Origin of the sequence: Algoriphagus sp., from assembly GCF_029254265.1 — a bacterium.
Lineage (GTDB): Bacteria > Bacteroidota > Bacteroidia > Cytophagales > Cyclobacteriaceae > Algoriphagus.
The window spans coordinates 1-12,244 of sequence record NZ_JAQWXX010000041.1 but is presented as its reverse complement, the minus strand read 5'-3'; the positions used below and the strand labels follow the sequence as shown (position 1 = coordinate 12,244).

Below are 12,244 nucleotides of genomic sequence, written 5' to 3'. Positions count from 1 at the left end.
TACCTGGACGAGTTTTGTTACAAGCTCAACAGAAGATACTTCGGTCAAAAACTCTTTGACAGACTCATCATTGCTTCGATTTAATCATACTGGCAAGATTGCGGATATACATAAAAATTAAATTCAAAAATCATGTTAGATCAATTATTAAAACTTGCCGACGGACCACTTCAGGAGATGCTATCAGGGATGAATCAGGACCAACCCAATCAATCTGTCGCATCATTGAAGGATAGTATTTTTTCCTCCATTCAAACCCAAATCAGTTCTGGAAATCTAGACGCTGTCAAAGAAATGTTTTCGGGATCGGAGACCTCTCCAAATGCACCAGTAATTCAGAATCTTCAAGGTGGAGTAGCTGATGATCTCATGGGCAAACTTGGGATTTCAAAGGAGCAAGCAATGAGTATCGCGGCAGCTGCACTTCCTATGATTATGAACTTTTTCAATAATCGCGTCAATAATGCTCCTCAGGACAATGGTGATATTATGTCTTCAATCGTCGATTCTTTACAAGGAAAATCGGGTAAAATCAATACAGGTGACTTGATGGGATCCTTGCTTGGGGGAGGAAAAAATGGCGGAATGGACCTAGGAGGCCTTATGAACATGGGAAAAGGTCTTTTCAATTAAAAAAACCGAGTTGTTTTTAACTATTGAAAAAAAATAAGAAGACCCTATTTTAGAACATTAAACAAGTCAATCACATTTTATTAATTAAGCTTATGAATTACTCAAAAATCACATTTCTCATTCTTTTCCTATTCATAGGAGGATATACAGTTCAAGCGCAATCACTGAAAGTTCCTAAAATGGATATGTCTTCCCAACTTCTCGGGATATTAGATAAAGGTGCAGATGGGCTTTCCCTTAGCAGTGATCAAAAAGGAAAACTGACCACTGATAATAAAAGCTTTATAGACAAATTGATGAAAATTCAAAACGGATCAGGTTCAGATGATGAGAAAAAGGCAGGCTTTCTTAATCTGAAAAATTCCAGAACAAAATTTCTTACTGATCTATTAGGCAGTGGTTTATTTCAAAAATATTCCGGAAATATCTTAAAATCTATTAATCCACTAAAGTCAAAACTTGGATTGGCAGCACTGGCATTTTAACCTTTAAATTTTATTTTCTGAAGCCATGGACTTTTTGTTCATGGCTTTTTTTATTTTTCGCCATGCTTAAGCAATACCTCCCCCTCCTAGCCTGTGCCTTAATGGCCATTTCTTGTAGCCAACCTGCCAAAGAAGTAGAGTTTTGGATGACCGATCCAAGTCAAGACATAAAGTTTCAACTTCAGGACTCCCTCGCTTTTCAGGTTGAGAAATCTCTTGAGATCGAACCGCCGACAATCTTAATCAACCCGGAAAATAGCTATCAAGAAATAGATGGATTCGGATTTACCCTTTCCCAAGGCAGCGCTCTTCACCTTTTGGGAATGAGCGAATCAGCTAGAAAAACATTGTTGGAAGAACTTTTTGGAAGGGATGGTAATAACATTGGGATCTCCTATTTGCGACTGGCAGTAGCAGCCTCAGATTTGAACGAGTATCCTTTTTCGTATGATGACTTGGAAGACTCATTGGCAATTGATCTAGAACTTGAGAAATTTGATTTAGGTCCAGACCGAAATGATGTAATCCCGATTCTCAAAGAAATTCTAGCCATCAATCCAGAGATTAAATTGATGGCTTCGCCTTGGTCGCCACCTTCTTGGATGAAAGATAATAAGGATACACGCGGTGGATCGCTTTTAGAAGAATATGAAGCAGTGTATGCCCAGTATTTGGTGAAATACATTCAGGAAATGAAAGCCGAAGGAATCGTCATAGATGCACTGACTATTCAAAATGAGCCACTCCATCCTGGAAATAACCCTTCTTTATTAATGCTTCCTGAGCAGCAAGCGCGCTTCATAGGGTTACACCTTGGTCCAGCTTTTCGCGAAGCAGGAATCAAAACCAAAATTCTAATCTATGATCATAATGCTGATCGACCAGATTATCCAATCACTGTACTTCAAGATTCAATTGCCAATCCATTTATTGACGGATCTGCTTTTCACTTATACGGTGGCGAAATTGAAGCACTTTCTGAGGTACATCAGGCTTTCCCGGATAAGCATATCTATTTCACCGAACAGTGGATCGGTGCTCCTGGGAACCTTACAGTGGACTTACCTTGGCACATCAAAAACCTGATTATCGGAGCTACACGAAACTGGGCAAAGACCGTTTTGGAATGGAATCTTACTTCCAATCCTACCTTAACTCCATTTACGGATCGAGGTGGCTGTGATCGCTGCTTGGGTGCAGTGACGATTGATGGTGATTCGGTAATCCGAAATCCTGCTTACTATGTAATCGCGCACTCCAGTAAATTTGTGGTCCCAGGTTCGATGAGAATTGACAGCAATGAAATTGAGGGACTTGCAAATGTGGCTTTCCAGCGACCAGATGGAAATTTGGTTTTGATTGTTTTGAATGAAGGAAAAGAGCAAAAGCTTTTTTCAGCGAAAGTTGGGGAAAAAACCTTCCAGGCAAGTTTAAATCCGGGAGCTGTTGGGACTTTTATTTGGAAGTAAAAGTTGCATACCTCCTTAAAAAACACGAAATCAACTCCATTTGAGTACTAAAAACAGAAAGATTGCTTCGAAAATGAATCTACAAAGATTAATATTTGAGATCCTTTTATTTTCTCGCAATGACGAGTAGTCTTTATTTCAAAAGCCGCATCAATTCTCTTGCAGTAAACTCACCCTTCATCTGAATCAATTCTCGTGGTGTATTATCACCTACCTCAAAAGTCATAGACTCGGCACCATGCACAAAGAAAAAGTAGCTATTGGAAGTTACACTTCGCTCATTCGTTTCGCTCGGCCGGATATTTGGATCATAACCGGGAATCCGTTTCGATGATCGCTTGATAAGTTTAGGAATCAGTCCTGGAAAATTTCCTTCCAAATCTTCATTGATGGTGTAGAATATATCCTCCCATGTAGCATGAAAGTCTGCAGCAAAAACAAATTTACCACCTGAATCAGCTACCTTCTTTTCCATAAAAGCAGTCAACGCTTTAGTTTCTGGCTGATTGAGATTCACCCAGTCTCGATTGAGATCTATTCCTCCCACATTGTGTCGCCAATGGCCATTAGCTACTCCATCTGGATTCATTTGTGGCATGACGTAGAGGTTATACTTACTTCTAAATTTTCTAGCTTCCGGTGAATCTTCGCAAATCGTCTCTACAAATGCTTTCATAGCTAGATAACCCGGAACTTCCGGAGGATGCTGCATGGAAATTGCCATCAGCATTTTTTGGTCGTCCGCATTTCCTATCTTCAAAACCTCTAAACTCCTTCCATTGGTGCTTTTACCTATTTCGATTTTTTCTACAAAATCCAGCCTCAACAGTTCCGCTTTCCAGTCAGTCACATGTTGAGTCCCCACCAAATCCTGAGCTGCAACCCAAAGCGTATCAGCAGTACTTTCGACTTTCAAATACGCTTCTGTGGGTCTTCCTTCCGCAACAAGGGGTAATACAAAGTCAGTAGAATCCGCATTAGAATATGCATAGCCATCTTGGCTGATCTTTGGGTAATAGCGATGAAAACCTTTTTCCGAATAAGTAAACTTAACCCAGAAGGTTTGTGGACTTTCTGACCAGATTTTAAACGCATACCATGGACTGGGATTAATGGGTTCATTTTCTGGAAGGATCGTAATCGCAACCAACGTATCATTTATCCGAACGGCATCATTGAGCCGAGCTCCTTCAAATTGATTGGAAAATTGAAGTCCATTTCCCAAATCAAAAGTTTTCTTCTCTTGGATTTGAATAGGTTTACTTTCAGTAGGGATAATTTGAATCGGACCTTGACCTTCCCATTTGGCGGTGGACTTACAGGAAAAAATTAAGACCAAAAGAAAGAGGATGAGAATCGGGTGGAGAAATTTCATATTGGAAAGTTAAAATAAAAACCCTCCAAATTTCTTCGGAGGGTTCGTAAATCATAATTCTAAAAAGATTGCTTCTCCGCTAAGGCGGATCGCAATGACGTTAAACCTTCGGTACTTGAAAGCCATTATGATAATGTGCTTTCATCAAATCATTGGCAGCAGAAGAGGTAAACTGGTTTTTTTCAGCATTCCAGTATACCTTCTCCCCGGTCTTGTAGGCGATATTTCCCATTTGAGCATTGATCGCAGCGACTGAACCTGTTTGAATTGCACAGTTGAGTAGTTTAGGATCATTTGCTTTTACTGCTTCTGAGAAATTCACTGCATGGAGATCCAATGCATTTCCGGTTGGTTTGATATGTGCGACTTCTTCTACCTTATTGGTTCTAACTCCATCTTTATTCTCAGTTTCCGGAATAACTTTCCATCCCCCTCGATTAACCACAAGCGTTGCATTGTTTCCAATAAAGGCGATTCCTTCCGTAGTACCATAATTCCCTCCATCGATTCCCGTCGCATGCTCCCAAAGCATATTGAAGCCTTCATATTCATAGACAGTTTGTAAAGTGTCTGGCGTCTCTGATGCGTCATCCGGGTAAGCAAATTTTCCACCAGATGCCATAACTGACTTTGGTGCAGAAACCCCCATCGCAAACAAGGCGATATCAATCTCATGTACTCCCCAGTCCGTCATCAATCCTCCTGCATAATCCCAGAACCAACGGAAATTAAAATGAAAGCGATTGGGGTTGAATTCTCTTGAAGGTGCCGGTCCAAGCCACATTTTGTAATCGACTCCTGCTGGTGGAGCTTGATTTGGAAGTACGGGTACTGGCTTCATCCAACCCTGATAGGCCCAGCATTTTACTAGGCGGATCTGTCCAAGTTTACCAGACTTTACATAATCAATTGCTTCGGCATACTGTGAACCTGAGCGCTGCCACTGCCCTACTTGCACGATTTTCCCATAGCGCTCTTGAGCTTTAACCATGATTTGGCATTCCTCTATGGTATTGGCGATTGGTTTTTCCACATAGACATTCTTGCCCGCCGATACTGCATCTACCATATTCAGGCAATGCCAGTGATCTGGGGTTCCGATGATGACCACATCAATGTTGGGATCCTCGAGCATCTTCCTGTAATCGGTGTATTGTTTTGGACGAGTTCCACGCAGCTTGAAAACATCTTCTGTGCGTCTATCGAGAACAGATTGATCCACATCAGCTAATGCCACACAATTCACATGCGGCATTTTGAGATGGGCATTCATATTGGACCAGCCCATTCCGTTACAGCCTATAACTCCATAATTGAGTTGGTCAGAGGGAGATACTTTACGGGTAAAAGCTCCGAAATCAGCAGCGGTCAGGATTTGAGGCATGCTTAAACCCGCTCCAAGGAGCATAGTATTTTGTATAAATTTTCTTCTTGAGGACATTTTGGTTGTTAGTTTATAGGTTATTGGGGTTTGGGAAAATTACGATTTCAGATTTACCTCAATTTTTTTAAGGTCGAAATTGGATTACTATTTGACCTTTTCGGATTTGAATCGAATAATTTGAAAAAAGCTAATCGAGAAAATAATCTAAATAGCCTGATTAGATTTCGTAAATCTGAAATCGTCAATCATAAATCAAAGCGGTCTTACCCAGATGTTTCTAAAACGAACTGGATTTCCATGATCCTGAAGTTTGATAGGGAGTTCCTCCGTGTGAGCTTTATAGTTTGGAATCCCGATATACTCAGTTGGACCTTTAAGAATCACATTATTTTGTACTAAAACTCCATTAATCAAAACCGTAACCGTAGCGGGAGAAGTTAGCATACCATTTTTATCAAAGCGTGGAGCTTTGAAAATTATATCATAGTAATTCCATTCTCCCGGAGGTCGAAGTGGGTTTACCAATGGAGGGTGCTGCTTATAAATACTTCCTGCTTGACCATTCGTATAGGTTTTACTTTCATAGCTATCGAGCACTTGAACTTCATACAAACCCATCAGAAAAAACCCGGAATTACCTCGGCCTTGACCTTCACCAACAATCTCCGTCGGTGCAGACCACTCCAAATGATATTGGGCATCACCAAAAGCCAATTTACTTTGGATATCTCCTTTTCCTTTTTGGACGATCATCGTACCATCTTCGACTTTCCATTCTGCTGGTGAGCTTCCATCTCTTGCACTGACGAAAGCATTTAAACTTGAGCCATCAAAAAGCACGATCGCATCTGAGGGAGGAAGATTATTCTGAGTGCCTGGAGTAATCTTTGGAGGAACTGGGGTGTAAAATTCCGTAGCTTCAGGCTTCATTGGAGGTGGAGTTTTTTCTTGGGCAAAAGTTGCTGCACTCAGCAAACCAAGTCCTGCTAAAAGCATTAGTCTCTTTGTGTTCATAATAGTTTATTAAGGGTTGAGATGTTAATGCTTTAAATTAGCTCTTATTGTATTGAATCAAAAAACCATTGATGGATTTTTGATTTCAGACCACATTCTTTTTATTAATTTTCTGAAAAATAACACTTATGCAAAAATCACTACTCCTATTATTCACCTGTTTTTTGTTGGGTTCTACTGCTTTTGCGCAGTCGGATTATTTTTTCCCCGGAGAAAAATTTGATTCAACAATTCCTTCTCCAGAAGAATTTTTGGGCTATCCGATTGGAGATTGGCATACACGATACGATTTGATCGTCAAGTATTTCGAAAAACTAGATCAACTCAGTCCAAATGCTCAAATCACTACGATTGGCTATACCCACGAGCGGAAACCAAAAGTAATTCTGACAATAGCCTCCCCTTCAAACCTTTCCAATTTGGAAGCAATTCGAGTAAAGCAAGTTCAATTGGCAGATCCATCCCAACCTAAACCCGATGTCAGTCAAATGCCCTCGATCATTCATCTTGGGTACGGAGTACATGGGAACGAGCCTTCCTCCGCTGAAGCTGCCATGCTTTCTGCTTATTGGCTTTTAGCTTCCCAAAGTGAGCTTGCGCAAAATCTTAGAGCGAGTTCTGTGGTTCATATCGATCCCACCGTCAATCCTGACGGAAGAGATCGTCATAGCCTTTGGGCCAATAGCAATAAGGGTTTTCCTCCGGTAGCTGACCCACTCGACCGAGAGCATAATGAAGCTTGGCCAGGCGGACGTACCAATCATTATTGGTTTGATCTTAATCGGGATTGGTTGCCTTTGGCACACCCTGAATCTCAAGTGAAAATCGAATGGTATCACCAATGGTATCCTAATGTGACGACGGATTTTCATGAAATGGGAACCAATAGCACTTATTTCTTTGAACCTACCAAGCCATACGGAAGTGAGAACCCCGTGATCCCAAGAAAGAATTACGACGACATCAATGTTCGATTTGCGAAGTACTTTGCAGAATATTTGGATGAAATCGGAAGTTTATATTGGTCCAAGGAAGTTTTTGACAATAGCTATCCAGGTTATGGTTCCACTTATCCGGATATCAATGGAGGTTTGGGATTAGTATTTGAGCAAGCAAGTAGCCGTGGGCATTTACAGTCCAGTCAGCGAGGAGACATCAGTTTTGCTTTTACGATTAGAAATCACGTCCGAAGCTCACTTGCAACCATGGAAGCTGCATTGGACAACAGAGTTTTCATGCATGATTATTTGAGGGAATTTTTCGAATCAGCAGTTTCGGAAGGATCAAAAGATCCAGCTAAAAACTACCTTTTCGGAGATGAATTTGATCAAAGCAGAACCCAGCTTTTTGTTAAATTCCTTATGGATCATCAGATCAAAGTCTATGAAAACACGAGTGATGTAAACCTTGGAGGCTATTCCTTTAAAAAAGGGAAATCTTACCTTGTCCCAACTGCACAACCTCAATATCGCATGGTTCGAACCATGTTTGAAGAGGTTAAAGAATTTGCTGATTCCGTCTTCTATGATGCTTCTGCCTGGACTATGGCGCATGCCTACGGGATGCCTTTTGCAAAAGCTCCAAGTGTGAAAACCGGTGATCGTGTACAGATCTCGGCTGTTGAAATTTCTGATTTCCCCACCGAAAAGGCCTATGCCTATTTGATCGATTGGTCAGATTATTACGCACCAAAATTGCTTTTTGAATTGCAGAAAGCCGGAATTCATGTGGAGCAAGTGAATCGTCCCTTCAGTTCAGAAACTCAAATTGGGGCAAAGGATTTCCCTGCAGGTACATTGATGATCCCTATGGGTTTCCAAAGTCTGGACGCTCAAAAGGTTGTTGAAATAATTCAAAAACATGCGAAAGAAAGCAATCAACAAGTATTTGCAGTGAAGACTGGAATAAATCTAAAGGGAATTGACTTGGGTTCGAATCTGGTTGGAGCTATCACCAAACCAAAAGCAATCATGGTCGTTGGCCCAGGAGTTTCATCCTATGAAGCGGGTGAAATCTGGTACTTATTGGACAGCCAGTTGGGAATGCCAATCACTAAAGTAAACTCAGATCAAATGGCTCGTGTCAATCTATTTGACTATAACACCCTTATCCTTCCTTCTGGAAATTACAGTGATTTCTCTGATCGTGTGGTTGCTCATTTGAAAGATTGGGCCAATCGTGGTGGGACGATTATTTCCATGAAAAATACCAGTCTCTGGTTGAACCGAATTGAGCTAACAAAAGAAAGCGCCGTAACTTTGGAAGCAGAAACGAAGGATCCAAGCAAATTACCTTTTGAGGATCGAAGCGCATTTGAAGGAGCGAAAGAAGTGGGCGGAAGTATTTACATGGCAGAGCTGGACTTGACGCATCCGATCGCTTATGGATATCAGCGCGAGACTTTGCCTGTTTATCGCAATACAAGCATTTTCATCAAACCTAGTTCGGATAAGTATTTGACTCCTATCCGATACACTGAAAACCCTCATCTTGGAGGCTATATCTCCAAATCAAACTTAGATAAGTTAAAGCAAAGCGCTAGTGTGGTTATTTCTAGAACAGGTCAAGGCCGAGTAATTCATTTCTTTGATAGCCCGAATTTCAGAGGAACATGGTTTGGAACCAACAAGCTGTTTTTGAACGCCTTATTCTTTGGTGATAAGATGGATTAAGAAGGTTAAAGGTTAAGAGTTAAGAGTTTAAAGATTAAGAGTTTAAAGTTTAGAACTCATGGTTACTTTAGTCAGGGAAAAAACTTTCCCTGAACTCCTTCACAAGCAAAAAGACCGATAAGAGATTCTTATCGGTCTTTCATTTAAATCACAGTAATAAAATTTTATCGAGTAACGCTGCCATAGCTTAATCACTTTTACCACTATACACAGCTTCTATAAACCTCTTACTGCGTACTGCTCCCTGCAAACTGATTACTGGATACTGGATACTGATTCACTTTTTATAGGTCAACGTAATCGTACCGGCGATATTTCCTAAAGGGCTTTCCATTTTCACCTCATTAGAGGTAATCAATTGAACCTCATCCAGTGCGACAATGGTGTAAACCACTTCATTCTTAGCTTCATCAGTCATCATCAGGTCATTCCCCTTTACTTTCCAAGTACCCTTGCTATTCATCATATCTTCGGGACTGGTGATGATATAAGTTCCAGTAGCTTCGAGAATCAACTTACCATCAATATGTAATCCTTTGCCTCCCTCAACCATTGCTGCCAGATCAGGACCTTCGGTTTGATCAAATTTAAAGTCAGTACCTGACCAAGTTCCTACTAGCATTTCTTCCGTACTTTTTCCACATGAGGAAAGAACAGTAACGATCAAAGCAAAAATGAAGAGGCTTTTAAATGAATTAAGAATTGGATGCTTCATAATGAATTAGAATTAGTGTGGAAAGATAAAAAAATAATGACTTGTGTAAGCTTAAAAAGATTGGGATTAATTTTTTTCAGAACCAATAATTAAAATTTAAGAATTGGTTTTTGATAATAATTTCGAGGTGTTATTCATGAATTTACCTTGCCAATCCTTAACTTAATCAAATGGATAAAATCAGATTATGGATTATTGCAAAGTATCAGCTTATTGTTTCAAGTATTGCATTTCTACCTGGTGTTCTGAGCATTTCTTTTTTGATTTTAGCTGCGGCTCTATTTCTTTTTGACATTTCTGAGACTGGTCAGCAGTTTAAAGTTGATTTTTCTTGGCTAAATATTAAAGATCCCTCCACGGCAAGAAGCATATTGGGAGCTATAGCCGGAGGAGTGATTTCCTTAACTGTATTCAGTTTCTCCATGGTGATGATTGTACTCAATCAGGCGGCTTCCCAAATGAGTAATCGGATTTTGGATAAGTTAATTGGAAATAGATTTCAACAAATCGTACTCGGAGTTTACATCGGAACGATAGTCTATACTTTCTTCATGTTCAGTACGATTAGAGAGACTGGTAATTCATTTCAAATCCCTTCGCTGAGTATTTTTATCCTGACCGTAATCACTGTTTTTGACATTTTTTTATTTATTTATTTTCTGCATTTCATTACACAATCAGTCAAGTATGATGTCATTATAGATCGCATAGAATCAGCCACATTTGAAGGAATGAAGCTTTTTTGTAAATCGAATACTGAGGTGGAAGAGGAAACCAAATTTGTTTACCACACTGTAATAAGAGCTTCCAAGTCAGGTGTTTTTGAGGGCTTTGATACCAAAGAAATCATGGATTTTTGCGAAGAAAATGAATGCAGTATTTTGGCAATATATCCGATGGGAACATTTATTCTTCGTGGTCAACCGGTTTTAAAGTGTAGTCAAAAACTTTCTGATATACAGATAGAGAACGTACTCCAAGGAGTGATCCTAAGTAGACAGGAATCGGTGATCCGAAACTATGAATACGGGTTAAGACAACTCTCCGAAATAGCTTTGAAAGCACTCAGTCCTGGAATCAATGACCCTGGAACAGCGATCATCAGTTTTAGAGCAATAATCGATTTATTTGGGTTTAGGGCGACTCACTTCCCTCCTTCCACCCTCACTCGTGAAAAAATCCCTTATCTGCTTTACCGAAACGAATATAGTTTTGATGCACTTTTTGAACGAGTGGTCTTTCCTATTTGGGACTATGGAAAAGAAGATCGAATGCTTCGACAAGAGTTTAAAATACTATTGGATCAACTTGCCTTGATCATTGCTTCCCCCCCAGTTTTTAAGCTTTTAGAACTGGTGGACGAAAAAATTGCAAGCGAAACTCTTGATTAAAGATCTTTGAATTCTTCATAAAAAGTCATTAAAAAAGCCACAGAAAATTCTGTGGCTGATTTTTGAATTGGTTTAGTTTACAATTTAAACATCACTGGCAAAACCATTTGGGTAGCTACTGCTTTTCCATCCTTCATTCCTGGAGTCCAGGTACCTGAATTTGCAACCATTCGCATGGCCTCTTCATCACAACCTCCACCGATCCCACGGATGATTTCGGCTTTTTCTACTGTTCCGTCTGATTTTACTACGAAACTGACAAATACCTTTCCCTCTATTTTGTTCTCCTTAGCTGAGGCTGGATATTTCAGATTTTCGATCATATACTTTGTAAATCCTTCCATCCCTCCAGGAGGCACGGGCATTTCATCAACTTCTTTCTGTACTTCTTGTTGAGTTTGTGCCAAAGCTTCTGAGGTTTCCAGGAATGCTGAAAAAGCAAACAAGGCAAGGCTGGCAAGGCCAATTTTTAATGAGATTTTCATGTGAGTGTTAGGTTTATTTTTACTGATTAGATTATATTTTTAACGCGAGTTTTCGAGCATAAATCGAACAGGGATCCGCATCCGAGTGACTACTGCTTCTCCTTTTAATTTTCCGGGTTGCCATTTCTCCATGGACTTTATCAACCGAATAGCTTCCTCATCACAATAGCCTCCTATTCCACGAAGTATTTCCACATCCGTTAGTGAACCGTCTTTTTGAACCAAAAAAGTAGCGACCACGGTCCCCTCAATTCCTTTCTCTTTCGCTAGTTCAGGATATTTCATGTTTTTACTAAAGTACTCATACATCCCTTCCATGCCTCCCGGAGGAAGCGGATTCTCATCCACCTCGGTCATTACTCCCGGCTCCATAGCTGAACTTTGTGCTTTTGCATCCAATAGAAATGCTAAAAGAAATGAAACTGAAAGAATGAAGCTAGCCAAATAGCTTGTTTTTATTTTATTCTTGATTAGCATAATGATTTGATTTATATCATTTAAGATTATAGAGGTGTCCGCTTAACATCATATCATATTTGAGATATACATTTTATCTGCTTTTACCATTCTGATGATTAGATTATTGAAGATGGTGTCTTTGTTCTGGGAGCGATTAATTCG

11 protein-coding genes and 1 pseudogene are annotated in these 12,244 nt (G+C 40.0%); 5 read left to right on the top strand and 7 right to left on the bottom strand.

Annotated features, from left to right (window positions below; genetic code table 11):
- The first annotated feature begins 132 nt into the window (after positions 1-132).
- The 3 genes from P8O16_RS05800 (at position 133) to P8O16_RS05790 (ending at position 2,587) form a co-directional block, all read left to right on the top strand.
- Positions 133-633 carry a DUF937 domain-containing protein gene (locus tag P8O16_RS05800; RefSeq protein WP_300311835.1) on the top strand — a complete coding sequence of 167 codons (501 nt, stop codon included), beginning with the start codon at positions 133-135 and terminating at the stop codon, positions 631-633.
- Positions 634-725: 92 nt separating this feature from the next.
- Positions 726-1,118, top strand: a complete 393-nt coding sequence (locus tag P8O16_RS05795) for a hypothetical protein (RefSeq protein WP_300311832.1) — start codon at positions 726-728, stop codon at positions 1,116-1,118.
- 62 nt (positions 1,119-1,180) lie between these two features.
- Positions 1,181-2,587 carry a glycoside hydrolase family 30 beta sandwich domain-containing protein gene (locus P8O16_RS05790; protein WP_300311828.1) on the top strand — a complete coding sequence of 469 codons (1,407 nt, stop codon included), beginning with the start codon at positions 1,181-1,183 and terminating at the stop codon, positions 2,585-2,587.
- A 133-nt stretch (positions 2,588-2,720) separates the two neighbouring features.
- Here P8O16_RS05790 and P8O16_RS05785 read toward each other — a convergent pair whose 3' ends face one another.
- From P8O16_RS05785 to P8O16_RS05775, 3 genes are all read right to left on the bottom strand, one after another.
- On the bottom strand, positions 2,721-3,962 hold the full coding sequence (locus P8O16_RS05785; protein WP_300311825.1) for a M14 family metallopeptidase: 1,242 nt from the start codon (positions 3,960-3,962) through the stop codon (positions 2,721-2,723).
- Between the two features lie 100 nt (positions 3,963-4,062).
- Positions 4,063-5,403, bottom strand: coding sequence for a Gfo/Idh/MocA family oxidoreductase (locus P8O16_RS05780; protein WP_300311822.1), 1,341 nt, complete (start codon positions 5,401-5,403; stop codon positions 4,063-4,065).
- A gap of 195 nt (positions 5,404-5,598) precedes the next feature.
- Entirely contained in the window at positions 5,599-6,360 is a 762-nt protein-coding gene (locus P8O16_RS05775; protein WP_300311819.1) for a DUF1080 domain-containing protein, read from the bottom strand.
- Positions 6,361-6,488: 128 nt separating this feature from the next.
- Here P8O16_RS05775 and P8O16_RS05770 point away from each other — a divergent pair, with 128 nt between their 5' ends.
- Positions 6,489-9,032 (top strand): M14 metallopeptidase family protein, encoded by a 2,544-nt coding sequence (locus P8O16_RS05770; RefSeq protein ID WP_300311816.1) that lies wholly within the window; start codon positions 6,489-6,491, stop codon positions 9,030-9,032.
- A 277-nt stretch (positions 9,033-9,309) separates the two neighbouring features.
- On the opposite strand, the gene P8O16_RS05765 is transcribed toward P8O16_RS05770, so the two are convergent.
- Positions 9,310-9,747 (bottom strand): hypothetical protein, encoded by a 438-nt coding sequence (locus tag P8O16_RS05765; protein ID WP_300311813.1) that lies wholly within the window; start codon positions 9,745-9,747, stop codon positions 9,310-9,312.
- Positions 9,748-9,917: 170 nt separating this feature from the next.
- On the opposite strand from P8O16_RS05765, the gene P8O16_RS05760 reads away from it, so the two are divergent.
- Positions 9,918-11,138 (top strand): DUF2254 domain-containing protein, encoded by a 1,221-nt coding sequence (locus P8O16_RS05760; protein ID WP_300311810.1) that lies wholly within the window; start codon positions 9,918-9,920, stop codon positions 11,136-11,138.
- Positions 11,139-11,215: 77 nt separating this feature from the next.
- Here the strand turns inward: P8O16_RS05760 and P8O16_RS05755 are convergent, their stop codons facing one another.
- The 3 genes and pseudogenes from P8O16_RS05755 to P8O16_RS05745 all read right to left on the bottom strand — a co-directional run.
- Positions 11,216-11,623, bottom strand: coding sequence for an energy transducer TonB (locus P8O16_RS05755; protein WP_300311806.1), 408 nt, complete (start codon positions 11,621-11,623; stop codon positions 11,216-11,218).
- A gap of 39 nt (positions 11,624-11,662) precedes the next feature.
- Positions 11,663-12,100, bottom strand: a complete 438-nt coding sequence (locus P8O16_RS05750) for an energy transducer TonB (RefSeq protein ID WP_300311804.1) — start codon at positions 12,098-12,100, stop codon at positions 11,663-11,665.
- Positions 12,101-12,148: 48 nt separating this feature from the next.
- Positions 12,149-12,244: pseudogene (locus P8O16_RS05745) on the bottom strand (IS1595 family transposase); the annotation flags it as partial.